Source organism: Vibrio sp. 811, assembly GCF_033339195.1.
In genome coordinates this window covers 269,520-295,812 of record NZ_JAWOUB010000002.1, presented here as the reverse complement: position 1 = coordinate 295,812, position 26,293 = coordinate 269,520, and the positions used below count along the sequence as shown (strand labels likewise).

Sequence of the window (26,293 nt, the reverse complement as noted above, 5' to 3'; positions counted from 1 at the left end):
TCGTTATTCCGTTTACTGGCTGATATTTTGCCTTTCAAGCAGCAGGTTTCGAATCGCTGTGCCTGCTTCTAGAATGTGCTTTTTCAGTAGGTACTTGGCGCCTTCGATATCGCGATTTTGGCACATTTCAAACAAGCTTAAGTGCTCTTCTTCTGCCTTTTTAATGCCTGTAGTAAACAATAGCTGCATGCGTATGTATCGGTCACACTTTGTGTTCAGGTTGTAAATGACGTCCATAGTTTCAGGCATGTTGGCTGGCGCATATAGGGCTTTGTGGAACTCGTAGTTGTAGTTGCTCCATTCTTCTACTTCGTCGCCACTGTTCACTACTGACTCGAAACGTTCGCGAACTTCGCGCGCGCGTTCAAGGTCAGCGTCTGTCATATTTTGAATCGCGCGCTCTAAAATGTGGCATTCCACGACAGCGCGCAGTTCAAATAGCTCATTGATTTTCTCTGGAGATAGCTCAGTGACCGTCGCACCTTTGTGAGGTTCAAAGCTAACGAGTCCTTGTGCTTCCAATTGAACTAACGCTTCACGCACAGGAATTCGGCTAACATTAAACTCTTTTGCTAACGCATCTTGACGTAAAGGTTGACCAGTTTTTAACTCGCCCTTCAAGATCTGAGTTCGAATTGCTTCCTCAACGAGCTGAGTGCGCGTTTTAAAAACAGGTTTCTGTGACATTGAAGTCTCCCGTGAAATTAATATTGTATCCAATCCATTTTACTTTAGTAGTTTATTGTTTTTCTGGCACAAACCAACTAGGAAAGAAGGTTTTGAGAAGTAGAGTGAAATAAAAGGCATCAGTTGATGCCTTTTTGAGCCATTTGGTGGGCTTATTGGGACACACTGCCATCTATGGCGCGTTGGATACCCAGTGGGTTCGACGCTTTTAATGAATCCGGCAATAAAGATTCTGGCAAAGCTTGATAAGAGACCGGACGCAACCAACGATGAATAGCCTCCGCACCGACAGATGTTGAGGCAGAATTGGTTGAAGCCGGATATGGTCCACCATGAACCATAGCGTAACCAACCTCGACGCCAGTTGGCCAACCGTTGAATACAAGGCGTCCGGCGATTTCTTCCAAACTTGGAAGCAGTTGCTTGGCTTGTTCTTCGTCTTCAGCGGTAGCGTGAAGGGTTGCGGTGAGCGATCCAGTCAGTGAATCACTCAGTTTCAACATGTCATCGAAATCTTCACAGATTACGATTAACGATTGAGGACCAAATATTTCTTCCTCCCATTGCGGGTTTTCACGCCAGTTTTTACTGTCCGTCACGAACAGTGCTGGTGAGACATTGGTCGCTTCTGCTTGTTCAGAACGAGTGACGTTAATGCCTGTTTCGGAAGCTCGCTTATCCACTTCGGATTCATACGTTTCTCGGATTCCTTGCGTTAGCAAAGTGGCCGTTGATTGTTGTCGAATTAACCCTTGAGCGATTTCGATAAAGGCTTGCGTTTCTGGGCTATTCAAGACAAATACAACGCCTGGTTTTGTACAAAATTGTCCACAGCCCAAAGTCATAGAAGCCACAAATTCTTCAGCCAATGATGCGTTTGCCCGTATGGCTGAAGGGAGAATAAATGTTGGATTAATCGCCCCTAGTTCGCCATAGAAGGGGATTGGCTCTGGTCTTTGCTGGGCTAGATTGAACAGCGCACGGCCACCACCGACTGAACCTGTAAACCCAACCCCTTTAATTTTTGGATGGGTAACGAGTGCTTGGCCAAGTGCACGTTTGTTACCTTGCAATAGCGTGAAGATGGCTTGCGGTAAGCACTCTTTCTCCAGTGCAGCCTCAATACACTCTGCAACAAGTTGACTGGTGCCAGGGTGGGCGGTATGGCCTTTTACAATCACAGGACAGCCAGCTGCCAGTGCCGAAGCCGTATCACCACCTGCCGTAGAAAATGCGAGCGGAAAATTAGACGCACCAAACACGGCGACAGGGCCAATTGCGATTTGTTGACGGCGAATATCTGGTTTTGGCAGTGGTTGACGGTTTGGGTTTGGCGTATCGAAAATTGCTTGATGGTGATTACCCGATCTCACAACCTCGGCAAATAGTCTTAATTGGCTCGCTGTACGTCCTATTTCACCGCTTAAACGTGCTTCGGGAAGGGCAGTTTCCAAATGAGCACGAGCAACGATTTCTTCACTCTTCACTTCCAATTCAGAGGCGATAGAGCAAAGTAAGCTCGCTCGCTTTGCATTGCTTAGTTGGCGAAACTCACGCGCAACGCTTTGGGCGGCTGAGGCGGCTTGATTAACTTCTTGCTCTCCATGTACCGGAAACGCTATAGGTAGAGGCTCACCAGTAAAGGCGTTGACTGCGTAAAAAGTGGTTGGTTCTTGTGGGTTCATCATTCTTCCTTACTATCCTTATTACTTCACTTCAAATCCGTACGCATATGGGTCTTCATCGTCTACCCATATCGTGTTGTGACCGTATACTTGTGCCCATCCTTCAATGCTTGGCAAAATAGCGGCTTTGCCATTCACTTCGGTAATGCCTTCTATACGTCCTTGAAATAGGCTGCCGATGATACTTTCGTGAACAAAGTTTTCCCCTTGATTGAGCTTGCCTCTTGCATGCCATTGCGCCATACGTGCACTTGTTCCCGTACCACATGGCGAACGATCCAACGCTTTGTCGCCGTAAAACACAGCATTTCGAGCGGTGGCGTTTTCTTGAGTGGACTCTCCGGTCCATAGCACGTGAGAAACACCGCACACTGTTGGATCTTCTGGATGTACGCACTCAACCGCTCGAGATACCGCTTCGCGAACTTTTGGTGAAAGCATCAAAATTTCATCTGGAGAGTAGTGTTCAAGTCCGGCGTAGTTTTCTTGAGGATCGACGATTACGTAATAGTTTCCGCCATAAGCAACATCGACAGTGAGCTCACCTAAGCCCTCTATGTCCACGGTTACGTCTTGGTGGGCAAGGTAAGCTGGTACGTTAAATATCTTCACCGACGTGACCTTGTCACCTTTTGTTTGGTAGTGCACTTCGATTTGTCCTGCTGGGACATCAAGTATCAAACGGCCTTCTTTTTTGGGAGTGATAAGGCGATTCTCGATAGCGGTAGTGACGGTTCCAATGGTGCCGTGGCCACACATTGGTAAGCAGCCACTGGTTTCAATAAACAGAATTGAAGCGTCTGCGTTATCGCTGCAAGGAGGCAAGACAACGGACCCCGACATCATTGAGTGTCCGCGAGGCTCAAACATGAGTGCCTGACGAATCCAATCATAATGCTCAAGAAAGTATTGGCGCTTTTCGCTCATGGTATTGCCTTCGAGTGGAGGCACACCGCCTGCTACCAGCCTAACTGGGTTGCCGCAGGTGTGGGCATCAATACAGAAAAAAGTTCCTTGTCTCATTTTTCGCTCCTTGCTGAAAAAATGGTTGAATTAAACAATAGTGATGTTAACGTAATGTAAAATATATTGTATACAATCTACGTTTTCAAGTGTGACTCGGAGCATATTTATGTTGGTCAAGGATGAAACCAAAAAGGAAAGGATCGCCGTGATAGGTGCGGGGATTATTGGCTTATCAATTGGATTGAAGTTGCAGCAACAAGGTTATCAAGTCACGATTTTTGATCCCAATGGCGTGGGGAATGGATGCTCTAAGGGAAACGCAGGTCATATCGCGACTGAGCAAATCTTCCCTCTTGCAACGCCAGCGCTGCTTCCACAATTACCTAAAATGCTGCTAGATTCCAAAAGTCCGGTTTCGATCCGTTGGCAAGATATTCCAAACACAATCGGGTGGATGATTCGTTTTCTATTACAAACAAAGCCATCAGCCGCGGAGCGGGCAAAAAACGCGATTAAGAGTCTTAACGAGCGGTCAGTGGCAAGTTGGCGTGGCGTGCTTGATTCAATCGGAAAAGCACATCTAATAAAAATGAATGGTTCATTGCTCACTTTTGAAAACGAGAAACTGTTTCAGAATTATCAAAGCACGCTTAACTCACTGGCTAAAAACGGTGTGGCGTATCAAGTTTGGACACAAGAGGCGATTCGAGAGCGGATACCTGATCTCAGTCATAAGGTTCGTGTCGGCGTCTTTTTTCCCGATACAGGTCATACGCTAGACCCTTATCAGCTCTGTGTTGAGCTAAGTGAAGCTTTTGAAGTTCTTGGCGGTAAGGTTTTACAAAACGGTGTATCTGCGTTGGCGAAAAATGGCGAGGTGCTGGTTGAGTCTCAAACGTATTCATTTGACCGAATCATTGTTGCCGCTGGTGTACATTCTAAGCCTTTGATACGGCAACTAACCGGAGTCAAAGTGCCTATTCAAGCCGAGCGAGGTTATCACCTAATGGTGGATGACAAGCGTGATGTACTGCCATTTCCTATTAGCTCTGCCGATAGAAAATTCATCATGACTCCGATGTCTGGTGGGCTACGCTTGGCAGGCACTGTTGAGTATGCCGATGTAGAATCACCACCCAATATGAAACGTTCAGAAATGCTTTTTCAGTTAGGTGATGAGATGTTTGAATCGGGGTTACATCCACTCAGGCAAGGAGAAAAGTGGATGGGGAATCGGCCTTCAACAGTCGACTCGTTACCGGTTATTGATAGCATTTGGGATGGAAATGTATTACTGGCATTTGGCCACCAACACCTTGGATTAACTCAAGCGGCGATTACGGCAGATCTCCTTTTAGAGCTTATCGAAGGAAAGCCGACATCGATTGATCTTTCACCTTTTTCATTACAACGATTCGCCTGAAAAAATTTAATATTAAATATTGTATAAAATATATTAAATACTAATGTTAACTTAATTTTAACAAAAACTGGTATCCAACAGCCGTACTCGGATGCCTCCAGAAAAACAACCAAAAGGAGTAAAACATGTCACGAATGACCAAATCACCATTGGCGCTGTTGATTTCAGGAATGCTGTTGGGGACCTCTGCTTATGCTGAAGACAAATTGACGGTCGTATCTTGGGGTGGTGCATTCACCAAGAGCCAAGTGGAGGCATATCACAAGCCTTTCATTAAAAAAACAGGTGTCGAGATCGTATCCGAGGATTTCAGCGGCGGATTAGCTGAAATTAAAGCGCAGGTGGAAGCGAACAATGTGCGCTGGGATTTGGTTTCTCTCGACAAGCCAGACATTGTTCGTGGTTGCGCCGAAGGGTTACTAGAACCAGTGAGCCCAAGTATTTTGCCTCCGGGCGCAGATGGAACACCAGCACAAGAGGATTTTATTGATGGTGCGATTCACGAGTGCGCAATCAATACCATCGTAGTGTCCACTGTATTAGCGGTGAACGAAGACGCGTTTAAAGGTAAGGCTTTGCCTAGCAAGTTGACCGATCTCTTTGACCTAAAAACTTTTCCAGGTCGACGTGCATTGCAAAAACAGCCTCAGGGTAATCTTGAGTGGGCACTATTGGCTGATGGTGTAAAGCCAGAAGAGGTCTACAGCCTGCTCGAAACCGAAGCGGGGCGTGAGCGTGCTTTTGCTAAGTTGGATACGATCAAATCAGAAGTGCTGTGGTGGACAACAGGTGCCCAGCCACCTCAAATGCTTGCAGACAAAGAAGTGGTGATCGCCTCGGCGTTTAACGGCCGAATCCACAATGCCCGTAAGGATGAAGGTCAACCATTTCGGATTATATGGGACCGTCAAATGGGTTACATGAATGGATGGGCGATACCTAAAGGGAGTGAGAACACAAAGCTTGCATTGGACTTCATTGCTTTTTCTTCAGGAACAAAACCATTAGCTGATCAAGCTAAGTACGTTGCCTATGGGCCTACGCGTAAGTCGTCTTCGGCGGAGGTGAACCCAGACATTTTAGCGAACCTTCCTACCGCACCTCAAAACTTCCAAACCGCCTTCCTGATTAACGATGAATGGTGGTCAGACTACGCGGATGAACTAAATGAAGAGTTCAATACCTGGCTGCTTAACTAGGCGTTAATTTGTGTATGGGGTCGAGTTTCATCCATAAGCGAGGTTCCGTACTTTCCTCAACTGTATTTATGTTTTCGGAGAAATGATGAAAGTCATCGAAGCACAGCAAGTCGCGCAATGTTTAACAATGAAGTCTCTTATTGAAACGATGCGTGAAATGTACTCGCGGCCAGCAACAATACCTCAACGCCGAGTCATGCCCTTAGAAGAGGGAGAATACGAGGCGTTTGCGCTACTTCCAGCTTGGAACCAGGAGTTGATTGCGGTGAAAGCCTTTACGTATTTCCCGCATAACCCTGAGCAAGGCAAAGATACGCTTGCATCTAAGCTGCTTGTTTTTAGACGAAACGATGGTGAGCCGCTCGCACTCGTGGACGGTAAAGTTTTAACGTTTTGGCGCACCGCCGCAGCTTCTGCGTTGGCAGCGGACTATTTGGCGCGTCCCGATGCTGATCGTCTGTTGATCTGCGGAACGGGCAATCTTGCGCCTTATTTTGCGTGGGCATACGCTGCGGTTCGCCCACTTAAGCAGGTTTATATTTGGGGGCGTAACTCAGATAAAGCCGAGGCGACGGTAGATGCCATTGTGTCATCTTCAGAGTATCAGTCGCTTCCTGATGAGCGTCGGTTTCGCGTTTCAGTCTTAGAAAAAGTGGACCACGTTATCAAACACGTTGACATCATCAGCTGTATTACTGCATCAGCAGAGCCTTTGTTTAATGGCGCAGACGTGCAGCCGGGCACCCATATTGATTTGGTCGGTAATCATGACTTGGACAAGCGTGAATGCGACTCCGAAGCAGTGCAACGAGCACAGGTGTATGTTGATAGCCGTATTAATGTATTAGCCGAAGCGGGCGATCTTCTCATTCCAATTCAAGAGGGCGTATTCACGTCAGACGATATCAAAGGGGAATTACCACAGCTTTGCGCCCAACAAATCTCAGGACGTCAAAACGATGAGGTCATTACTTTATACAAATCAGTTGGCAGTGCTTTGGCTGATTTGGCCGCTGTAAAGGCGGTGTTGTTAGAAAATGGCATAGATAGCCATGTCTGAGCATTTTCGCTCGTTCATTTAAATTGCATACAATATACATATAAGGAAAGTAGTTCATGAAAATTGATTGGAAAGGTGTTTATCCGGCGGTCAGTACGCAATTTCGTCAAGATCAGTCAATTGACTTAGACGCAACGCAAACCGTTATAGACAACCAGATTAAAGATGGTGTGAATGGCATTATCTGCTTGGGTACTGTCGGTGAGAACTGCGCGTTGTACCCGGAGGAGAAACGCCAGGTTTTGCAAGCGGCAAAAGAAGTCGTAAATGGCCGTGTGCCTTTGATTGCTGGTACAGCAGAGTCTATTACCACAGCAGCTGTTGATTACATGCAGGATGCGTACAAAATTGGTATCGATGGTTGTATGGTGATGCCTGCCATGGTTTACCGCACGTCTGAGAGCGAAACGTTCGAATATTACCGCACGCTAGCAGAAGCAACGCCAGAAATGCCAATCATGATTTACAACAACCCGGTTGCTTATGGTGTCGATGTAAACCTCGATATCATGGCGAAACTGGCTGAGTTTGAAAGTATTGTAGCTATCAAAGAGTCGACCACTGATACTCGTCGTATCACCGAGCTTTACAATAAATTTGATGACCGCTTTACCGTGTTCAGTGGTGTTGATGACATCGCTCTTGAATCATTGATGCTAGGTGCGACCGGCTGGATTTCTGGTTTAACCAACGCATTCCCAGAAGAGTCCGTTGCGATTTATAAACTGGCAAGCCAAGGTCGTTATGCTGAAGCGTTAGAGATCTACCGTTGGTTCTTACCCCTACTGCGTTTAGACACCATTCCTACGCTGGTTCAGTGCATAAAATTGGCCGAGCAAGTCTGCGGACGTGGCTCTGAACAAGTTCGTGCGCCACGCCAACTCTTACAAGGTGAAGAGCGTCAACAAGTCATTCAAATGGTTGAACATGCGTTAGAAACCCGCTTAGACCTATCCAAATACAATCTGTAATTGTGCTGTTTAGTAGAGCGTTAACTGACGCTCTACTCATTCGTAATATTCAAAAAATGAGAAGAGGGAAGTCATGAGCACGGAAAACAAGGACTATGTCAGCTTTCAACACGTTAAGAAAACCTACGATGGCACGAATTTGGTGGTGAAAGACTTCAACTTAGATATTACTCCTGGAGAGTTCGTTACTATGTTGGGGCCGTCAGGATCGGGCAAGACTACTTGCTTGATGATGCTAGCAGGCTTTGAAACTGCGACCGGTGGAGACATTTATATCGATGGCGTTCCTGTCAATCATCTCGCGCCGCACAAGCGCGATATTGGTATGGTGTTTCAAAACTATGCGTTGTTTCCACATATGACCATTGCTGAGAATCTTGCGTTTCCTTTAAAGGTGCGAAAACTCGACAGTGACACGATTCAAAGCAAAGTTCAGAGTGTATTAGAAATGGTCGAGCTTGAGCATGTTGCGACTCGATACCCGAAGCAGTTATCAGGTGGTCAACAACAGCGTGTTGCGTTAGCGCGAGCATTAGTGTTTGAGCCTAAACTCGTATTGATGGATGAACCACTAGGCGCGTTAGATAAGCAGCTGCGTGAGCAAATGCAGATGGAAATTAAACATTTGCATGAAAAGCTTGGCATTACCATTTTGTATGTGACGCACGATCAAGACGAAGCTCTCACTATGTCCGACCGTATTGCGGTTTTTAATCACGGCGAAGTGCAACAACTCGCGACACCAACCGAGCTTTATGAATCTCCGAGTAATACGTTTGTTGCGCAGTTTATCGGAGAAAACAACCAACTCTCAGGTTTAGTCAAAGAGTGGAACGGAAAGTATTGCCAAGTGCTCGTTGGGAAAGAGTTATTTACTGCGAAACCTGTCAGAGTCTCTGAGCAAGGGCAGAGAACAACACTTTCCATTCGACCAGAAAAGATTGTTATTCAACCAGAGAAAGCGTCTTGTGAGAACCAAGTCTCGGGCGTCCTACGAGAATTGATTTATCACGGTGATCATTATCGTCTGGTCGTCGAAGTAGAGAGCGTTGGTCACTTCATCGTTAAAGTACCTAACGATAATCGTAAACACTTGCAGTTAACGCCTGGCTCAATTTGTCGTATTGGTTGGCAAAGTGACGATTGCCATGCTCTTGATGGGACACAAACTCAAAGTAGCGAGGTAGCAGCATGAGTCGAGAGCTAACCGCATTAGATTCTGTATTGGAAATCGAACGCCAAGTTCATGAGCAAGAAACCAATTTGAAAGCGCAGTTGCAAAAGGCCGAGCGCCGAAAAAAGCTTCGCTCCATTATGCTCACAACGCCATTGGTGTGTTTTATTCTGCTTACGTTTGCTTTTCCTATCCTCGACATGCTTTATCGAAGCGTGGATAACCGAGAAATATCCCTGTCACTACCACAAACTATTCAAGCCTTAGAAAGTTGGGATTATCAAGGTCAGCCTCATCAAGAAGTCATTGAGGCATTCTCTGTTGAAGTACTTGCGCTTTATCAAAGCAAAGAGCTGCCGAAAATAGCCAACCGGATGAATATTGAAGAGTCTGGTATGCGCAGTTTACTCATGAAAACCGGCAGAAAGTTGTCTCGTTTGACGTCGCTGCCGAGCTCGGTGACACAGTTGGCTAAGCTGGATAAGCGATGGACTAATCCTAAATATTGGGCGGCGTTTAAGAATCTTAGTGGCGCATTAACATTCAGTCACTATCTTGCAGCGCTAGACTTGCAAGTGAATGAGTTTGGAGACATTGAGCCCCAACCAGAAAAACGCCAAATATACGTCGACCTTTTCTTTAAAACTTTTTGGATGTCTATTTCAATCACCTTAATTTGTTTGGTGATGGCGTACCCCGTTGCTTACCTGCTTGCCAATTTACCTGATAAGCGCGCGAACTTACTTTTAATTATTGTGCTGCTGCCATTTTGGACATCATTGTTAGTCAGAACCACGTCTTGGATTGTTCTGCTGCAAAACCAAGGGGTCATTAATGATCTCCTTATTTGGTCGGGTTTTACTTCTGAGCGAATTCAGATGATTCACAATACCTTCGGAACGGTGGTGTCTATGGTGCACATTCTGTTGCCTTTTATGATCCTGCCTCTGTATAGCGTAATGAAAGGAATTAGCCCAACTTATTTCCGTGCCGCTCGTTCTCTAGGCGCGACGCCTTTCATTGCGTTCATCAAAGTTTATATGCCGCTTACGTTACCGGGGATAGGTGCGGGGGCTTTGCTTACTTTCATTCTTTCTATTGGTTTCTACATTACACCCGCTTTGGTTGGTGGAAGAAGCGGACAGATGATCTCCAATATGATTGCCTATCATATGCAGACATCACTGAACTGGGGGATGGCTGGCGCATTGGGTGGACTGCTTTTGTTCGTTGTACTGGTTCTGTTTTATATGTTCAACCGTGTGGTTGGCATTAACAACCTTAAGGTAGGGGGATAACCATGGCATTACCAAACTATGCATCAAAAGTAGAGCGAGTTGCTTACGCAGGTTACTTAGCTTTTTGTGGGGTGGTGCTGTTCTTTTTAATCGCTCCAATTCTGACCATCATCCCGTTATCGTTTAATGCAACGCCTTACTTTACTTTTACCGAGGGGATGTTAAACCTTGACTCGGCAGCGTATTCTACTCGCTGGTATCAAGAAATGTTTACTAGTGATCAGTGGCTGTTGGCGCTGAAAAACAGCACGTTTATTGCTTTTATGGCGACACTCGTTGCAACAGGGCTAGGAACTCTGGCGGCGTTGGGTTTAGCAAGTAGTAATTTGCCTTTTCGCAATACGATTATGGCGCTGTTGATCTCACCCATGATCGTACCAGTCATTATCTCTGCTGCTGCGATGTACTTTTTCTACACACGCCTTGGCTTATCACAAACTTATTTAGGCGTCATTTTGGCACACGCTGCGTTAGGTACGCCTTTTGTCGTCATTACCGTTACTGCGACGTTAAGCGGCTTTGACCATAGCTTGGTAAAAGCGGCGGCTAGCTTAGGAGCAAACCCTGTTTATACTTTCAGACACATTATCTTTCCTCTGATTCGTCCGGGGATGATTTCTGGCGGCTTGTTTGCTTTTGGCACTTCGTTCGACGAGGTTGTGGTGGCGTTATTCCTGACTGGGGCAGAACAAAAAACCGTTCCTAGGCAGATGTGGTCAGGAATTCGAGAGCAAATCAGTCCGACTATATTGGCGGTCGCTACGTTGCTGATTTTTATGTCGGTGTGTTTGCTCGTGACTTTAGAAGTTCTACGTAGGCGTAATGTACGCATTCGAGGCATTCAAGAATAGCCAAACTTTTTCTTTGTTGCTCACTATGCACTTTTGTTTAGGGGCACCTCAATTTTTGACCAACTGCGCCTCATTGTAGGCGCTTGTCTTTTGTGTTTATCATCAGCGATGACTGACATATCACTCTGGTAGCTTAATGCCAGCTTGCTCGAAACGTGCCAAAGGCGACTTGTTTGATCGCTGATACCAACTAGCTGGCATGTTTGATTTAAGTCGCGCTTTTTCTTCCTTGCTAATCACAACATAATGCAAAAACGCATTAAGTGTGGTTACCATCACGTTAAACGTCATTTCCCCATCTTTGCTGATGGATTTCAATAACCCAACGACGGTTTCCTCAGAGACTAACGGTTCAACCACCGCCTTTTTTCGCTCTTTTATTGAGGTTGAAGCGGGCAGTCTTGCACGTGCCGTCTCCCAACAAACTTTGTTGGTTTTACTGACAAGGTTGTGCTTGTAGCAGTAGTAACTGAATAAAAAGCGTGGCAGGTTTTGCCAGCGTTCGGCTTGGACTTCTAACCAAAGATGTTGTAGCTCAATATCAGCGTCGGTCATAGGAGTTGTTTAGCAAAAAGAAAAGAAACCATTTTATCGCTTTTGTGAGGAGCAATAAAAGATATTTGAATGGAAAGATAAACAACTAGTTGATCAATATTACTAAAGCAAATCGATTTCTGGCAAGCTCGTGCAACGGCAACTCGAGTACCAAAAACTGACACCGTCACGTTCAGTTGTTAACAAAATGTTTCATCTTGTCTTGCGAGTAGATTATATGGAGATGCTCTTGCAGTAATAAGGGCAGTGGCGATGCAAAAGACGTAATGCATTTAAGGAAAACTCAATATAGAAGAAATTAGATGGAACTGAAGACTTTGAGTGTCGCGATTGCGACAACATTAACCAGCACTGGCGTATTTGCGTTAAGCGAGCCAGTTTCTCAAGTTACAGAGCAACATGCACATTCGGCTCATACACACGGTGTTGAATCCAATCGAGTTGAATACCAACCAACCGCAACTCTCCCTGTTCAGCCCTCCAAGGCAACTCGAGTACAGTCACTTGAAAGCCTTGATGAGTCGAGCACTGCTTGTGATTTGGAAGCATTGGTTACCGAAAGCAGTAACCAATTGATCGGCGAAATTTTAAGTCAGGGCGCGACGTGCGTGAACCAGTTATTCTCTGCTGAAAGTCGGGTTCAGGACTCGGTATTTAGCTCCGATCATATGTACAACATCGCTAAGCACACTACGACGTTGGCGAAGGGGTATACGGGTGGCGGGAGCGATGAACTCGAAACGTTGTTCTTATACTTGCGCGCGGGTTATTACGCCGAGTTTTACAATGACAACATCTCATTTATTGAATGGGTTACCCCAGCGGTGAAAGAATCAGTGGATGCGTTTGTGAACAACGCAAACTTCTACGAGAACAGCGATCGTCACGGCAAAGTGCTTAGTGAAGTCATCATCACTATGGATAGTGCGGGCTTGCAGCACGCGTACTTACCACAAGTGACCCAGTGGCTTACTCGTTGGAATGATCAATACGCCCAGCACTGGTATATGCGCAATGCGGTTAACGGTGTTTTTACTATTTTGTTTGGTGGGCAGTGGAACGAGCAATTTGTGCAAATAATTGGCAACCAAACGGACCTTGCCAAAGCTTTAGGCGATTTCGCTCTAAGGGCGTCATCAATCGGTGCTGAAGATGAGTTTATGGCCGCGAATGCGGGGCGAGAGCTCGGGCGTTTGACCAAGTATGCGGGTAACGCGAGTTCTGTGGTGAAGAGTCAGCTGAGTCGAATCTTTGAACAGTATGAAATGTATGGTCGGGGTGACTCGGTTTGGCTTGCGGCGGCGGACACCGCCTCATATTACGCAGATTGTAGTGAGTTCGGAATTTGTAATTTCGAAACTGAGCTAAAAGGCTTGGTGCTATCGCAAACTTATACCTGTAGTCCGACAATTCGAATATTGTCCCAGAATATGACGCAAGAGCAACACGCGGCCGCATGTTCTAAAATGGGTTACGAAGAGGGTTACTTTCATCAGTCTTTAGAAACTGGTGAACAGCCAGTAAAAAATGACCACAATACTCAGCTCCAAGTCAATATCTTCGATTCAAGCACCGATTATGGTAAGTACGCAGGGCCAATTTTCGATATTAGTACTGACAATGGCGGTATGTACTTGGAGGGCGATCCTTCCCAGCCGGGGAATATTCCCAACTTTATTGCTTATGAAGCCTCTTATGCGAACGCGGATCACTTTGTCTGGAACTTAGAGCACGAATACGTGCATTACTTAGATGGTCGATTTGATCTCTATGGAGGGTTTAGTCATCCAACTGAAAAAATAGTGTGGTGGAGTGAAGGCATTGCAGAGTATGTCGCTCAAGAAAATGACAACCAAGCAGCACTTGAGACGATTCTAGACGGCTCGACATATACCTTAAGTGAGATTTTCGAGACTACTTATGATGGGTTTGATGTCGATCGAATTTATCGTTGGGGGTACTTAGCTGTACGTTTTATGTTTGAAAATCATAAAGATGACGTAAACCAAATGCTGGTGGAAACACGCCAGGGGAATTGGAGCAATTACAAAGCAACGATCACCCAATGGGCGAATTTGTATCAAAGTGAGTTTGAGCAGTGGCAGCAAGCCCTTGTCTCAAATGGTGCACCTAATGCAGTCATAACCGCAAACAACAAGGGGAAAGTCGGTGAAAGCATTACATTTAGCAGTGAAAACAGTACAGACCCAAACGGGAAGATCGTCAGCGTCTTATGGGACTTCGGTGATGGCTCGACAAGTACACAAACCAAGCCGACGCACCAATATGGGAGTGAAGGGGAGTATTCGGTCAGTCTAAGTGTGACAGACAGTGAAGGCTTGACGGCAACCGCCACTCATAGTGTTGTTATCTCAACGTTGGGCGGTAATGACACATTGCCACAAGACTGCGCGGTGCAAAGTAAAGTAAGCGGTGGGCGCCTAACAGCAGGAGAGCCCGTTTGCTTGGCAAATCAACAAACCATTTGGCTAAGCGTGCCAGCGGTGAATGAGAGCTCAAATCTGGCGATAACGACGGGGAATGGTACGGGCAACCTAAAGCTTGAATACAGTAACTCTGGTTGGCCGGATGGTGCTAATCTTCACGGGTGGTCAGATAATATTGGTAATGGAGAGTGTATTACGTTGTCAAATCAGAGTAACTACTGGGGCTACGTTAAAGTCTCTGGTGACTTTGAGAATGCCGCCATCGTCGTTGATTTTGATGCTCAGAAGTGTCGTCAGTAGGGCATTTTAACTGCATCATTTTAATTTAATTGATCGCCTCGCTAACATTGCGGGGCGTTTTTGTTTTTTACGCCGTTATCTCTATAAAAAAACCAGCCCGAAGGCTGGCAAACAAGGAGTTTGAGATGAAAATGAAAACGTTATAAAACTTGCTGATACCCTATTTCTCAATAAGTTGGGTTGTGCGTTGAAGCCAGTTTTTATCTTGCGCATCAAGAAAAGGGCTAAGCGCTTGATAGACTCGTGAATGGTAATGATTGAGCCAGTCTAGCTCTGCTTGATCTAGCATTGATAAATCAAGGGCGTTGGTCGCAATTGGAGCAAGAGTGATGGTCTCAAAACCGTAAAACGTGCCGAACTCATTTTGTTCTACTTCTACAACTTTAAGAATGTTCTCTATTCTTACCCCGTACTCACCTTCGCGATAAACGCCTGGTTCATTAGTAATGACCATACCCGGTTTTAGTTCAACCTCGTGGTGGCTTTGCGAGAAATTTTGTGGGCCTTCGTGAACATTCAAGCAAATGCCCACGCCGTGTCCAGTGCCGCACTTGTAATCAATACCATGTTGCCATAAGACGCCACGCGCCATGATATCAAGATTGGCACCCGTAGAGCCTTTCATGAATCGAGTCTGAGTCAGTCGGATGACCGCTTTGAGCACCAAGGTATAATCTTTGCGCTGCTTAATGGTCGGTGACCCGAAGTGGAAAGTACGGGTGATGTCTGTTGTCCCGCCAAGGTATTGGCCACCAGAATCGACGAGAAAGAAGTTGCTTTCATTGACTGCCGCATTGCTTTCTTCATCGGCGGCATAATGCATTTTTGCCCCGTGAGCCGCGAAGCCTGCGATAGTGCGGAAACTGTCACTCACATAATGTCGGGTTTGACGGCGATAGTGATTCAGTTGTGCCTCAGCAGACAATTCTGTAACGAGTCCGCTTGGAACTTGCTCTTCGAGCCAGTTCATAAACTTTACGATTGCCACACCATCATCTGTTAATGCCTGTTCTAGGCTAGTTAGCTCGGTCGCATTTTTTATGGCCTTCATTGCCGTTACAGGGCAAGCCATTGGCTTTAGATTCACATTCCCTTCAATCGAACTCACCAATAAGCTGTCTGTGTGGGTCGGGTTAAAAGCGAGCGATAATCCCTCACATTGCTGATTCAAATACTGACTTACGTAGTTGTAATGGCGAATGTGTACACTCTGCTCGGTCAGCGCTCTTTCAACGTCTTGAGGCAGTTTGGCTTTATCAATAAACAGTGTCGCAAGTGATTGCTCTACGACTAGATAGGCTTCAGAAACTGGGCAGTAATTCGTATCACCACCTCGAATATTCATTGTCCACATGACATCATCTAGCGTTGACACTAATAAGCTATCTACTTGGTTCTCGGTTAACCAAGAACGGATTCTCGCTAACTTATTTTCAGTGTCAACGCCAGCAAAAGCGATGGGGTGCTCGAATACGGGTGCACTTGGGCGAGGTGGTCTTTCAAGCCAAATCGGTGTGAGTAAATCCAGGTCGAGAATGATCTTAATGTTTTTCGCTTCAAAGGCTTGTTTGAGGCCTTGATAAAAAGCGTAACTGATGGCGCGCCCGTCAACCGCTATAATACTGTTTTCTGGTAGCGTGGTAGCCAGCCATTTGGCAACTGTCGGCGTTTCTGGTTGTTTGGCTTTAAACAATTCAAGTCCTGTGCCGTGTAACTGTTCTTCAGCTTGAATATAGTAACGACCATCAGTCCACAGGCCACCACCTTGTTGGGTAATGACGACATCGCCTGCTGAGCCGGTAAAACCTGAAATCCAGCTTCGCGCTAACCAATGATCCGCTGAGTATTCACTGTTATGTGGGTCATTGTTGGTCACGATATATGCAGACACGTTGTGAAAGGACATTGCCTCACGCAATAACGTAAGGCGTTGGTTTACTGAGTTAGTATTGTTCATTAAATGGTTCCTAAAGTCATATTTGAGCAATAGATATGATGCTGCTCCGAGCCTGTTTTTATTGGGTTCTGTTGCCCGCATACTTCTGTTGCTTCTGGGCATCGAGTACGAAAAACGCAACCGCTCGGTGGGTTAAGTGGAGAAGGAAGATCGCCGGGCAATAGTTGTATTTCACGGTCACGTGCTAATTGCGGATTAGCTATCGGGACAGCAGATAACAGTGCTTTGGTGTAGGGGTGTTGAGCATCATCAAATACTTGATCGTAACGTCCTACTTCCATAGGTTTACCAAGATACATCACCATAACGCGGTCGCTGATATGGCGCACCACGCTTAAGTCATGCGCAATCATCACCAGTGTTAACCCCATTTCTTGTTTAAGATCATCTAGAAGATTGATGACCTGAGCTTGTATGGAGACATCTAGTGCACTAACGGGTTCATCACACACGACCAAATCTGGATTGAGAATTAATGCTCTGGCAATGCCCACACGCTGGCATTGACCTCCGGAAAATTCATGTGGATAGCGGTTTCGCTGGCTCGCCAAGAGACCCACTTTATCCATCATAGCGATGACACGCTTTTCTACCTCTGCCCGTTTAAGCTTTGGCTCGTGGGTGAGCAGTGGTTCGGCGATGCATTCTGAGATGGTTAACCTCGGATTCAAACAAGCGGATGGGTCTTGAAACACCATCTGAAATTCTCTGCGTCGAGAGGAAAGCTCTTTTTTACTAAACCCGAGCATGTCTTGACCTTTCCAAGTCAACTCGCCATGTGTAGGTTCAATTAAGCGAAGTAAGGCGCGAGCAAGTGTTGATTTTCCGCAGCCTGATTCCCCCACAATGCCAAGTGTCTCACCTCGGTAAACATCTAAGTCGATACCATTGACCGCTTTCACGATTTTACGTCGACTTGGAATAAGATGACGTGAAACAGGAAAGTGGACGTTTAAATCACGAGCAGACATGAGGACTTCTTTTTTATTCATAACGCCTCCTTAAGCTTTTATTTGAATGGGAGTGATAACACTGGGTGCTTTAACGTGACAGGCAATGGACTGGCTCGTGTTTAATGGAGAAAACCGTGGGGTTTCGTATTGGCAACGCGTCTCTCGATGCTCGCACCGCTCTTTAAACGGACACCCTTGATGGTTAATCAACGCACTTGGTGGGTTACCTGGGATGGTTGGTAAACGCGGCATATCTTCAGTGATGGAAGGAATCGCCTTTAGCAGGCCTTGAGTGTAGGGGTGCGCAGGTTGAGCGAACAATGTCTCGGTATCTGATTGCTCCATTTTTTGACCACCATACATGACCAATACGCGATCACACATCTCGGCGACGACGCCCATATCGTGAGTGATCAGTAAAATAGCCGTATTGAACTCTTGTTGTAAGTCTCGTAATAGCGTCAAAATTTGAGCTTGAACGGTTACATCTAACGCGGTGGTTGGTTCGTCTGCAATTAACAACTCGGGCTTACACAACAAGGCCATCGCTATCATGATTCGCTGACGCATTCCGCCAGATAATTCGTGAGGGTATTGATTCATCCTAGTTTCGGGAGAGGGAATACGCACCGCATCCAACATGTGAATCGATTCAATTTTTGCTTGTTTTCGGGTCATTCCTTTATGAATCATGAGAACTTCACAAAGCTGTTTGCCAATTTTCATAAATGGGTTGAGTGACGTCATCGGATCTTGAAAGATCATTCCGATTTTCTCTGCACGGATGCGGTTGAGCTGCTTTTTAGACATCGCGAGTAAATCATCACCGTGGAACATTGCGCTTCCAGACACGGCGCCGTTATCCGCGGTTAACCCCATTAATGCGAAAACAGACTGGCTTTTTCCCGAACCTGATTCCCCAACAATCCCAAGAGTTTCGCCCGCTTTAATCGAGTAGGAGAGATTACTGACCGCTTGCACTTGCCCATCTGGCGTATCGAAGCGCACGTTCATGTTTTCAATAGATAGCATGGGTTTGTCCTTATCGGTCTTTCGGGTCAAGAGCATCACGCAAGCCATCGCCGATGAAGTTAAAACAAAAGAGGGTGGCAACTAAAAACAGAGAGGGAAAAAGCAGCATCCACAATGCAACGTCAATCGTTTTTGCGCCTTCGGAAATTAGGATTCCCCAGCTCGTGTCTGGTGGTTGAACACCAAGCCCTAAGAAGCTCAAAAACGATTCGAACATAATGAATCCTGGTACCATTAAGGAGGAATAAACCATCACGATCCCAAGCACATTAGGCAGAACATGGCGTCGGACAATTGTCAATTTAGAAACCCCAATAGAGTGTGCGGCTTCGATGAACTCTCGCTTTTTTAGACCGAAGGTGACACCACGTACAACACGGGCAATGCCCAGCCAAGATACCATTCCGATCACGATAAAAATCAGGTAGATGTTGTTGCCAAAAAGGGTAACAAACAGGATAACCATAAACATAAATGGCACCGAATCGAGCACCTCAATAATGCGCATCATTACGCTATCGACAACGCCGCCAAGATAGCCGGAAATACTTCCCCAAATCGTACCAATAACAACGGCGACTAAGGCGCCAACAAAACCTACCAAAATAGAGAGCCTGCCGCCTTGCATCGTGCGAGCAAAGACATCTTGCCCGAGATCATCGGTACCAAAGTAATGGCCACTGCTCAGTGAAGGTTTCCCTAGCTCGTATGGTTCGATTAGCACTTCCCAGTCAATTTCATCATGGCCAAAAGCGGCAAGAGAGGGGCCGAAGGTGATGCATAAGGTAATGAAAGCCAAAACATACACTGATGTCATCGCGGCTCTGTTTTTACGAAATCGAGTCCATGCATCCTGCCAAAGACTGCGACCTTCGACGGCTTCAATATTGTCGACGACTTGATCTTGAAGAGCTTGTGTATCCAGTTTTTTGATCGTTAACATGCCGGACTCCTAAACGCGTATACGAGGGTCGATAATCGTATATAGCAAGTCGACCACAAGGTTAAAGAAGATAGTGAGTGAAGCGACAATCAGAGTAATGCCCATTACTAGGCCGTAGTCGCGGTTGAGAGCCCCAGACACAAAGTGTTGTCCCATGCCACCTGTACCAAAGAAAATGTCGATAATCACCGAGCCTGTCACGACAGACACAAACGCAGGGCCGAGCATCGCAACGACGGGAATCAGGGATGGTCGCAAAGCGTGATGGAATAAAATGTAGGTTGTGGACAAACCTTTGGCTTTTGCCGTTCGAATGTATGGTTGGTTGAGCGTTTCAATCATTGCGCCACGCATGACGCGTGCAATACTCGCAATGGAGCCAATCGCCAGGCTGAGCACGGGAAGAACAAGAAAAGCCAGCTTTCCTCCTTCCCAACCACCAGCAGGGAACCAGCCGAGCTGAATGGCGAAGATCATGACTAAAACTGGAGCAAGCACGAAAGCCGGAACCACAACTCCAGTCATCGAAAGTGTCATCAGGCCGTAATCTAGGCGGCTATTTCGGTTCAATGCCGCAATGGTGCCAAGCAACATGCCAAGTGGAACGGAAATACAAAAGGAGAGTACGCCTAATACTGCTGAAACTGGCCATGATTGTGCGACGAGCTGTGTAACACTGAAGTCTTGATAAACGAAGCTCGGACCTAGATCTCCTTGTATGAAATTACCAATGTAAATCCAAAACTGAGTAAGGAAGGGCTGGTCCAAATGGAATTTTGCTTCGATATTCGCACGTACCACCTCTGGCATAGGCCGTTCCATATCAAATGGCCCCCCTGGTGCAATGTGCATCAGCCAAAATGATACGAGTGCGATGAATAGAAGCGTGGGGATAGCGATAGCTAATCGCTTAACAATGTACCAAATCATGATCCATCATCCTTTGGTCGTCCGAAATCACTTCGAACGGTTATGAATAAAAAAATGGCCTGAGCTCAGGTTGCCTTCTCCACCGAGAGATATGAGGAACGACAAGTAAACATTGAACTTGCCGACTCAGACCGAAAACATGCTTTTAGTGGGCTTTCACATAGACATTCTTGCGGTAGTACGACGACTCAGGGTTTGTCAGTTCGTAGCCGCCCACATAAGGCTTGATGAGGTATTGATCGTTACCCGGACGATAAATAGGAATAATGGCCATGTCTTCAATCAGCATGCTTTCTGCTTGTAAATACAGTTCTGATGGGTTGCTCATGGTCTTTGAGCGAGCCATTAACTCGTCGTATTGCGGGTTGTTATAACGAGAATCGTTGTACTCGCCACTAGAAACGAAGATATCCAACCATGTAGAGGCTTCATTGTAGTCGGCCGTCCAGCCGCCGCGAGTAATGTCGGTCGGCTCTTTAAGTGCGTAGAACACTTTCGGTTCTAGCTGTTTTATCGTGACTTGCGCACCCAATCGGCTTTTCCACATGCCTGCCATGGTGGTTGCCATTTTTACGTCCATCGAGAAAGTTGGTACGGTAAACGTTAACTTAAGCGGATTGCTTTTATCGTATCCAGCTTCTGACAGTAATTGCTGCGCTTTTTCGATACGTTTATGGCGGTTCCAAGTTGCGAACTCAGGAGTGTGAGATTTAAAACCATCTGTTTGAGGTGGCACAAGGGTATACATTGGAACCCCACCGTTTCTCAAAATAGCACTTGTTAACAGTTGACGGTCAATGGCATATGAGAGGGCTTTACGAACCCGCACGTCTTTTGTTGGCCCTTGTTGAGTGTTGAGGTAATAGAATGTGGAGCCAAGAGACGCACTGGTGCTTGCCACTTCTTGTGGGCGTTGTTGAATTAACTTTTTCTTCTGAGCGGCAGGAATGGAAACCGCTTGGTCTATCTCACCAGCTAGGTAGCGGTTTAGCACTACGTTTGCATCACCAATTGGTAGCCAGGTGACTTTTTCCAGCACTACATTGCTTGCGTCCCAATAATGTGGATTTTTAACCATCACCAGTTTTTCGTTAACTTTCCATTCAGAGACAGTAAACGCACCATTTGTAACTATATGTTCTGGCTGGGTCCAACGGTTGCCATGTTTTTCAATGGTCGCTTTATGAACGGGGGCAAGCACTGGATGACTTAATAGTTTCGTAAAGAAGGGAATAGGCTCTTCTAGTGTTACCTGGAACGTTTTTTCATCCAGTGCCTTCACGCCCAAAGACTCGGGTGCGGCGTCGCCCTTCATAATCGCTTGCGAGTTTTCGATATTTGGAATGGCCGCAAACCAAGCGTACGGTGAAGCAGTGCTTGGATTCAGTAAGCGTTGCCAGCTGTAGACAAAATCTTGTGCAGTGACCGTTTCGCCATTTGACCATTTTGCATCACGTAAGTGGAAGGTATAAACCGTATTGTTGTCATTGACTGACCAAGATTCAGCAACACCAGGAATGGTTTTACCTTGCTTATCTTGAATGACCAGACCTTCAAACAGGTCTCGACCGAGATTGAAAGCGGGCTCTGCGGCTTGCTTGGCTGGGTCAATAGAAGTAACTTCAGCCCCATTGTTTAGCGTAATTTCTTGTGTCTCATCGAGGGTCACACCTACGGGATACGGCGCGGCATAGCTTGTTGTTGCCAGTATTGGACTCATCATCGACGCTAATAAAAGCAACTTAGGTAATTTCATCCTTGTCTCACTCTTTTCATCCTGAAAGATGCCAAAAATGTATATTGTATAAATTGTCTACACAATCGAGTTTTAACATTACTGTAACAGGGTGTCAGGTGTTGAGCTGTCTGGTCTCAAAAAGTGAGCTAGGGGAATTTCTTTGAAGATCTGATATCAAGTTGGCATGATGGGAAGTAATTTTGCTTCGATACAAATTAAAATCCCCTTCAAGCACAGGCTAGAAGGGGAAGATAGTCAGTCTGCTCTTCAAAAGGCACGACGTTAACTGACTAGGAAATGTTTCACGAACTCAGTGATTTTGACCATATCACTTACCGCGATAAACTCTTCTGTCGTGTGTACTTTTGCCATGCCAGTTGAAAGGTTGACCGTTGTGAGACCTTTCTTGTTAAAGTTATTGGCATCGCTACCGCCGCCAGTGCCTTTTGTGAAGGCGTCAATTCCCAACTCTGAAAACGCTGTTTTTATAGCGTTTACGTGTGGGTGGTTTTCTTCAATAACAAAAGCGTCGTAGGCTCGGCTAGATTCAATTTCGACTTCTGCACCGTGTTTTTTACAGACAGACTCTAATGTTGAGATCATATGATTGACCTGAGCATCTAGTTTATCGCCATTCAGGGAGCGTGCTTCTGCCACGATTTTTAATTCAGGCATAACAATGTTTGTGGCCTGACCGCCGTTAACCATACCGATGTTGGCTGTCGTTTCTTCGTCGATGCGAAGTAGCTTCATTTGGTTGATAGCATCAGCCGCCACCATGATCGCACTGATGCCTTCTTCTGGCGCAAGCCCTGCGTGTGCTGGTCGACCTTTGATTTTTGCCATGATCTTTTGCTGGCCTGGGGCTGCGGTCACAATGGTGCCAATAGGGCCACCCGTATCTAACACGATTGCTTCCGTTGAAGTGACGTGTGACATATCGAAGTATTGTGAACCGAATAAACCGCCTTCTTCATACACGGTGAAAGCAAGTTCTAACGTTTTGTGCTCACGGTTTTCCGCTTGAATACAACGAACGGCTTCCATGATGGCAGCAATACCAGATTTATCATCGCCACCAAGAATCGTATTGCCTTTTGAACGGATAACGCCGTCTTCGATGAGTGGCTCAATGCCAATACCTGGAGTGACCGTATCCATATGACAGCTCATTAGAATAGAGCCGTCTTTTTTGCCGTCTAAACGGGCGTACACGTTAAAACCGTTAGAAATGTGCTCAGGTACTGGAAGTTTGCGTACGGTAAAGCCTAGCTCGCCTAGCTGTTCTGCCAGTGTTTCTGCAATTTGTTTTTCGTTTTTTGATTCGCTGTCGATACGTACTAGTTGGCAAAAGTGTTCAACTAAGCGTTCTTGATTGATGTGTGTCATTAGATGTCTCTTTTTCTGATCGAGCGTGAAGCCTTGTGGCTCGGCTCGATAGGGAACAGAGCACCACTTATGGCACAGTTACTTTTGAATAAAACTGAGGTGAATCAATAAAGGGGTATCCATGACACGATTCTGACCGATGAGCCTTTCGCACTGTATGAAGCGTCACGAAACATTACTTTTGATGTTTTGCAGGATCAAATGAATAAATCGGATAGAGATAGGGTGCAATAGACTTTCCATCCCCTTTTGCTTTTTGACCTACGTTGCCAAGATAAAATGCCAAAGTAACAACTTTTTTACATTTTATGTGTTGGCGTAAAGCCGAAAATATCAATCTAATATATTGAAAATAAGCAGTTTGTTTGATTTTTGCGAAAGTGGATTCGACGCGCCCCCTTTGTGTAACATATATTTTACAATCATGCGTAAAAATCGCCAAGATAAAGATTTCTCCCCACCTATTCCAATTTCTCAAGACCTGCGCCAAGTTAGAAAAATAAGTCCAAACAAAAGCTATTGAGACAAGGAGAAAGTCATGGTTGATGCATATAACCCACTAGGAACAGACGGATTTGAGTTTGTTGAATATACCGCTGCAGACAGCAAAGGCATTCAACAGCTTAAAGATCTGTTTATATCGTTAGGTTTTGCGGAAATCGCAAAGCATCGCTCAAAAGAAGCGTGGTTATATCGACAAGGTGACATTAGCTTTATTGTGAATGCGCAGCCGCATAGCCAAGCTGAGGGATTCGCCAAAGTTCACGGTCCGTCGGTTTGTGGCATGGCATTTCGGGTGAAAGACGCCACCGTTGCTCTGGCGCATGCGTTAGAGAATGGCGGTAAAGAATATAAAACGGAAATTGGGCCGATGGAGCTTAGCATTCCTGCTATTTATGGCATCGGTGAAAGCTTGCTTTATTTTGTCGACCGTTATGGAAAGCAGAGTATTTATGATGTCGATTTTCGTTTTTATGATGATGCTGATGAGCGTTTATCAAAAGCGAATGTTGGTCTTTACGAAATCGACCACTTAACGCACAACGTTAAGCAGGGCAACATGGATGTCTGGTCAGGTTTCTATGAGCGCATTGGTAACTTCCGCGAAATTCGTTATTTCGATATCGAAGGTAAGCTGACTGGTCTTGTCAGCCGTGCGATGACCGCACCTTGCGGCAAAATCCGAATTCCTATCAATGAGTCGTCAGATGATAAATCGCAGATTGAAGAGTTTATCCGTGAATACAATGGCGAAGGTATTCAACACATCGCATTGACCACAGACGACATCTACGAAACGGTCAAAACCTTGCGTGAGCGCGGCATGGACTTTATGCCAACGCCAGATACTTACTACGAGAAAGTCGATCAGCGTGTTGAAGGCCATGGTGAAGATGTAAGCAAGCTTCGTGATTTGCAGATTCTTATTGATGGTGCGCCAACGAAAGATGGCATCTTGCTACAAATCTTTACTCAAACCGTTATCGGCCCTGTGTTCTTCGAAATCATCCAACGTAAAGGCAATGAAGGCTTTGGCGAGGGTAACTTCAAAGCGTTGTTTGAATCGATAGAAGAAGACCAAATTCGCCGAGGAGTATTGAGCGATGCATAAATGGATCACATTCCCTCACCGGGAGGGAGTGTGCTCTAAACAAGCGCATGCTGACTTCCCGGAAGAGGCAATTTATGAACGTGAGGCAGGTCGAAGTGGCTTCTTCGGCCCCGCAACACATTTTCATCATCAACATGCCCCAACGGGGTGGTCTGAGTGGGAGGGCGAGCTACGTCCACGAGCGTTCGATTTTAATCTAGTTGAGAAAGCCAGCCATATTACCCCGTGGGCAGTCCCGCATCTATTACACAACGCGAATTGTAAAGTTCGTGTTTGGCGTATGGATGAAAAAATGGACTTCTTGGTGAGAAATGCAGATGGAGACGAACTGCTATTCATCCACCAAGGTACGGCAGATCTCTACTGTGATTATGGTCATTTGAAAGTGAGCGAAGGGGATTATGTCATGATCCCGCGCTCAACGAGCTGGCGTTTAGAGCCAAGCGAACCGATGTTCATTCTGATGATCGAAAACACCGATGCGGCTTATACATTGCCCGAAAAAGGCATGGTTGGAAACCACGCGGTGTTTGATCCGGCGGTTCTAGAAACGCCGTCGATCAACGATCAGTTCCGTGCTCAATATTCTGAGAATCAAACACAGGTTCAGGTGAAACGCCACGATAAAGTCAGTGTTATCACTTACCCATTCAACCCGTTGGATGCGATTGGGTGGCATGGTGATTTGGCGGTAGTAAAAGTGAACTGGCGTGATATTCGTCCACTTATGTCACATCGTTACCATTTACCGCCTTCTGCACATACTACATTTGTAGGAGCAGGATTTGTGGTGTGTACCTTCGTTCCTCGTCCAATTGAAAGTGATCCTGGAGCGCTCAAAGTACCGTTCTACCACAACAATGACGATTATGACGAAGTCTTGTTCTACCATGCAGGTGATTTTTTCAGCCGTGACAACATTGAAGCAGGCATGGTGACATTCCATCCAGCAGGATTTACACATGGTCCTCACCCGAAAGCATTCAAAGCAGGGCGAGAGCATAAGAAGACTTTCACCGACGAAGTTGCGGTCATGATTGATACGCGTCACGCACTTCAGTTTTCGGATGAGCTGGAAAAAGTAGAAAACAAAGAATACGTCTATAGCTGGCAAGAGAAGTAA

The 26,293-nt window shown here is 45.9% G+C and carries 22 protein-coding genes; 10 read left to right on the top strand and 12 right to left on the bottom strand.

Annotation, left to right across the window (positions count from 1 at the left end):
- Positions 1-12: 12 nt before the first annotated feature.
- The 3 genes from R7Q46_RS05155 to R7Q46_RS05145 all read right to left on the bottom strand — a co-directional run bounded on the left by R7Q46_RS05155 (position 13) and on the right by R7Q46_RS05145 (position 3,395).
- Entirely contained in the window at positions 13-687 is a 675-nt protein-coding gene (locus R7Q46_RS05155; protein ID WP_005377862.1) for a GntR family transcriptional regulator, read from the bottom strand.
- A gap of 152 nt (positions 688-839) precedes the next feature.
- Positions 840-2,372: an aldehyde dehydrogenase (NADP(+)) gene (locus tag R7Q46_RS05150; protein ID WP_213874526.1), complete on the bottom strand. Its 1,533-nt coding sequence runs from the start codon at positions 2,370-2,372 to the stop codon at positions 840-842.
- 21 nt (positions 2,373-2,393) lie between these two features.
- Positions 2,394-3,395, bottom strand: a complete 1,002-nt coding sequence (locus R7Q46_RS05145) for a 4-hydroxyproline epimerase (protein WP_318077358.1) — start codon at positions 3,393-3,395, stop codon at positions 2,394-2,396.
- 109 nt (positions 3,396-3,504) lie between these two features.
- On the opposite strand from R7Q46_RS05145, the gene R7Q46_RS05140 reads away from it, so the two are divergent.
- The 7 genes from R7Q46_RS05140 to R7Q46_RS05110 all read left to right on the top strand — a co-directional run bounded on the left by R7Q46_RS05140 (position 3,505) and on the right by R7Q46_RS05110 (position 11,314).
- Positions 3,505-4,761, top strand: a complete 1,257-nt coding sequence (locus R7Q46_RS05140; protein WP_213871600.1) for an NAD(P)/FAD-dependent oxidoreductase — start codon at positions 3,505-3,507, stop codon at positions 4,759-4,761.
- A gap of 125 nt (positions 4,762-4,886) precedes the next feature.
- Positions 4,887-5,960: a polyamine ABC transporter substrate-binding protein gene (locus R7Q46_RS05135; RefSeq protein ID WP_318077357.1), complete on the top strand. Its 1,074-nt coding sequence runs from the start codon at positions 4,887-4,889 to the stop codon at positions 5,958-5,960.
- Between the two features lie 85 nt (positions 5,961-6,045).
- Complete coding sequence (locus R7Q46_RS05130) at positions 6,046-7,020, top strand: ornithine cyclodeaminase family protein (RefSeq protein WP_318077408.1); 975 nt, start codon at positions 6,046-6,048, stop codon at positions 7,018-7,020.
- A gap of 56 nt (positions 7,021-7,076) precedes the next feature.
- On the top strand, positions 7,077-7,991 hold the full coding sequence (locus R7Q46_RS05125) for a dihydrodipicolinate synthase family protein (protein WP_005377851.1): 915 nt from the start codon (positions 7,077-7,079) through the stop codon (positions 7,989-7,991).
- Positions 7,992-8,064: 73 nt separating this feature from the next.
- Complete coding sequence (locus R7Q46_RS05120; RefSeq protein WP_005377849.1) at positions 8,065-9,186, top strand: ABC transporter ATP-binding protein; 1,122 nt, start codon at positions 8,065-8,067, stop codon at positions 9,184-9,186.
- Positions 9,183-10,463 (top strand): ABC transporter permease, encoded by a 1,281-nt coding sequence (locus R7Q46_RS05115; RefSeq protein ID WP_047100695.1) that lies wholly within the window; start codon positions 9,183-9,185, stop codon positions 10,461-10,463. Before R7Q46_RS05120 ends, R7Q46_RS05115 begins: the two co-directional genes overlap by 4 nt.
- A gap of 2 nt (positions 10,464-10,465) precedes the next feature.
- Positions 10,466-11,314 carry an ABC transporter permease gene (locus tag R7Q46_RS05110; RefSeq protein WP_213871601.1) on the top strand — a complete coding sequence of 283 codons (849 nt, stop codon included), beginning with the start codon at positions 10,466-10,468 and terminating at the stop codon, positions 11,312-11,314.
- A 120-nt stretch (positions 11,315-11,434) separates the two neighbouring features.
- Here the strand turns inward: R7Q46_RS05110 and R7Q46_RS05105 are convergent, their stop codons facing one another.
- Positions 11,435-11,869, bottom strand: a complete 435-nt coding sequence (locus tag R7Q46_RS05105; protein WP_213871602.1) for a hypothetical protein — start codon at positions 11,867-11,869, stop codon at positions 11,435-11,437.
- A gap of 302 nt (positions 11,870-12,171) precedes the next feature.
- On the opposite strand from R7Q46_RS05105, the gene R7Q46_RS05100 reads away from it, so the two are divergent.
- Positions 12,172-14,616 carry a collagenase gene (locus R7Q46_RS05100; RefSeq protein WP_213871603.1) on the top strand — a complete coding sequence of 815 codons (2,445 nt, stop codon included), beginning with the start codon at positions 12,172-12,174 and terminating at the stop codon, positions 14,614-14,616.
- Between the two features lie 160 nt (positions 14,617-14,776).
- Here the strand turns inward: R7Q46_RS05100 and R7Q46_RS05095 are convergent, their stop codons facing one another.
- The 8 genes from R7Q46_RS05095 to R7Q46_RS05060 all read right to left on the bottom strand — a co-directional run bounded on the left by R7Q46_RS05095 (position 14,777) and on the right by R7Q46_RS05060 (position 24,036).
- Positions 14,777-16,573 (bottom strand): aminopeptidase P family protein, encoded by a 1,797-nt coding sequence (locus R7Q46_RS05095; protein ID WP_318077356.1) that lies wholly within the window; start codon positions 16,571-16,573, stop codon positions 14,777-14,779.
- The gene (locus tag R7Q46_RS05090; RefSeq protein ID WP_017633963.1) at positions 16,573-17,565 is read right to left on the bottom strand and encodes an ABC transporter ATP-binding protein; all 993 of its coding nucleotides are present in this window, start codon (positions 17,563-17,565) and stop codon (positions 16,573-16,575) included. The genes R7Q46_RS05095 and R7Q46_RS05090 overlap by 1 nt, the downstream gene beginning before the upstream one ends.
- A 9-nt stretch (positions 17,566-17,574) precedes the next feature.
- On the bottom strand, positions 17,575-18,558 hold the full coding sequence (locus R7Q46_RS05085) for an ABC transporter ATP-binding protein (RefSeq protein ID WP_017820901.1): 984 nt from the start codon (positions 18,556-18,558) through the stop codon (positions 17,575-17,577).
- A 10-nt stretch (positions 18,559-18,568) separates the two neighbouring features.
- Positions 18,569-19,501, bottom strand: coding sequence for an ABC transporter permease subunit (locus tag R7Q46_RS05080; RefSeq protein ID WP_317396243.1), 933 nt, complete (start codon positions 19,499-19,501; stop codon positions 18,569-18,571).
- A 9-nt stretch (positions 19,502-19,510) separates the two neighbouring features.
- Positions 19,511-20,431 (bottom strand): oligopeptide ABC transporter permease OppB, encoded by a 921-nt coding sequence (oppB, locus tag R7Q46_RS05075; RefSeq protein ID WP_005377838.1) that lies wholly within the window; start codon positions 20,429-20,431, stop codon positions 19,511-19,513.
- A 145-nt stretch (positions 20,432-20,576) separates the two neighbouring features.
- Positions 20,577-22,187, bottom strand: a complete 1,611-nt coding sequence (locus R7Q46_RS05070) for a peptide ABC transporter substrate-binding protein (protein ID WP_318077354.1) — start codon at positions 22,185-22,187, stop codon at positions 20,577-20,579.
- Between the two features lie 264 nt (positions 22,188-22,451).
- On the bottom strand, positions 22,452-23,558 hold the full coding sequence (locus R7Q46_RS05065) for a M20/M25/M40 family metallo-hydrolase (protein ID WP_206959176.1): 1,107 nt from the start codon (positions 23,556-23,558) through the stop codon (positions 22,452-22,454).
- 175 nt (positions 23,559-23,733) lie between these two features.
- A complete protein-coding gene (locus R7Q46_RS05060) occupies positions 23,734-24,036 on the bottom strand; it encodes a hypothetical protein (RefSeq protein ID WP_318077352.1) in 303 nt (100 codons plus the stop codon).
- Between the two features lie 60 nt (positions 24,037-24,096).
- Between R7Q46_RS05060 and hppD the strand changes: the two genes are divergently transcribed.
- Together hppD and R7Q46_RS05050 are read left to right on the top strand one after the other, a co-directional pair.
- The gene (gene hppD / locus R7Q46_RS05055) at positions 24,097-25,170 is read left to right on the top strand and encodes a 4-hydroxyphenylpyruvate dioxygenase (RefSeq protein WP_262680518.1); all 1,074 of its coding nucleotides are present in this window, start codon (positions 24,097-24,099) and stop codon (positions 25,168-25,170) included.
- On the top strand, positions 25,163-26,293 hold the full coding sequence (locus R7Q46_RS05050) for a homogentisate 1,2-dioxygenase (RefSeq protein ID WP_005388948.1): 1,131 nt from the start codon (positions 25,163-25,165) through the stop codon (positions 26,291-26,293). Before hppD ends, R7Q46_RS05050 begins: the two co-directional genes overlap by 8 nt.

Coding starts and splice junctions, on each gene's coding strand:
- R7Q46_RS05135 (WP_318077357.1), top strand. CDS start 4,887: ATGTCACGAATGACCAAATCACCATTGGCGCTGTTGATTTCAGGAATG.
- R7Q46_RS05070 (WP_318077354.1), bottom strand. CDS start 22,187: ATGAAATTACCTAAGTTGCTTTTATTAGCGTCGATGATGAGTCCAATA.
- R7Q46_RS05105 (WP_213871602.1), bottom strand. CDS start 11,869: ATGACCGACGCTGATATTGAGCTACAACATCTTTGGTTAGAAGTCCAA.
- R7Q46_RS05110 (WP_213871601.1), top strand. CDS start 10,466: ATGGCATTACCAAACTATGCATCAAAAGTAGAGCGAGTTGCTTACGCA.
- R7Q46_RS05120 (WP_005377849.1), top strand. CDS start 8,065: ATGAGCACGGAAAACAAGGACTATGTCAGCTTTCAACACGTTAAGAAA.
- R7Q46_RS05140 (WP_213871600.1), top strand. CDS start 3,505: ATGTTGGTCAAGGATGAAACCAAAAAGGAAAGGATCGCCGTGATAGGT.
- R7Q46_RS05090 (WP_017633963.1), bottom strand. CDS start 17,565: ATGAATAAAAAAGAAGTCCTCATGTCTGCTCGTGATTTAAACGTCCAC.
- R7Q46_RS05145 (WP_318077358.1), bottom strand. CDS start 3,395: ATGAGACAAGGAACTTTTTTCTGTATTGATGCCCACACCTGCGGCAAC.
- R7Q46_RS05115 (WP_047100695.1), top strand. CDS start 9,183: ATGAGTCGAGAGCTAACCGCATTAGATTCTGTATTGGAAATCGAACGC.
- hppD (WP_262680518.1), top strand. CDS start 24,097: ATGGTTGATGCATATAACCCACTAGGAACAGACGGATTTGAGTTTGTT.
- R7Q46_RS05155 (WP_005377862.1), bottom strand. CDS start 687: ATGTCACAGAAACCTGTTTTTAAAACGCGCACTCAGCTCGTTGAGGAA.
- R7Q46_RS05125 (WP_005377851.1), top strand. CDS start 7,077: ATGAAAATTGATTGGAAAGGTGTTTATCCGGCGGTCAGTACGCAATTT.
- R7Q46_RS05150 (WP_213874526.1), bottom strand. CDS start 2,372: ATGAACCCACAAGAACCAACCACTTTTTACGCAGTCAACGCCTTTACT.
- R7Q46_RS05085 (WP_017820901.1), bottom strand. CDS start 18,558: ATGCTATCTATTGAAAACATGAACGTGCGCTTCGATACGCCAGATGGG.
- R7Q46_RS05080 (WP_317396243.1), bottom strand. CDS start 19,501: ATGTTAACGATCAAAAAACTGGATACACAAGCTCTTCAAGATCAAGTC.
- R7Q46_RS05100 (WP_213871603.1), top strand. CDS start 12,172: ATGGAACTGAAGACTTTGAGTGTCGCGATTGCGACAACATTAACCAGC.
- R7Q46_RS05050 (WP_005388948.1), top strand. CDS start 25,163: ATGCATAAATGGATCACATTCCCTCACCGGGAGGGAGTGTGCTCTAAA.
- R7Q46_RS05095 (WP_318077356.1), bottom strand. CDS start 16,573: ATGAACAATACTAACTCAGTAAACCAACGCCTTACGTTATTGCGTGAG.
- oppB (WP_005377838.1), bottom strand. CDS start 20,431: ATGATTTGGTACATTGTTAAGCGATTAGCTATCGCTATCCCCACGCTT.
- R7Q46_RS05065 (WP_206959176.1), bottom strand. CDS start 23,558: ATGACACACATCAATCAAGAACGCTTAGTTGAACACTTTTGCCAACTA.
- R7Q46_RS05130 (WP_318077408.1), top strand. CDS start 6,046: ATGAAAGTCATCGAAGCACAGCAAGTCGCGCAATGTTTAACAATGAAG.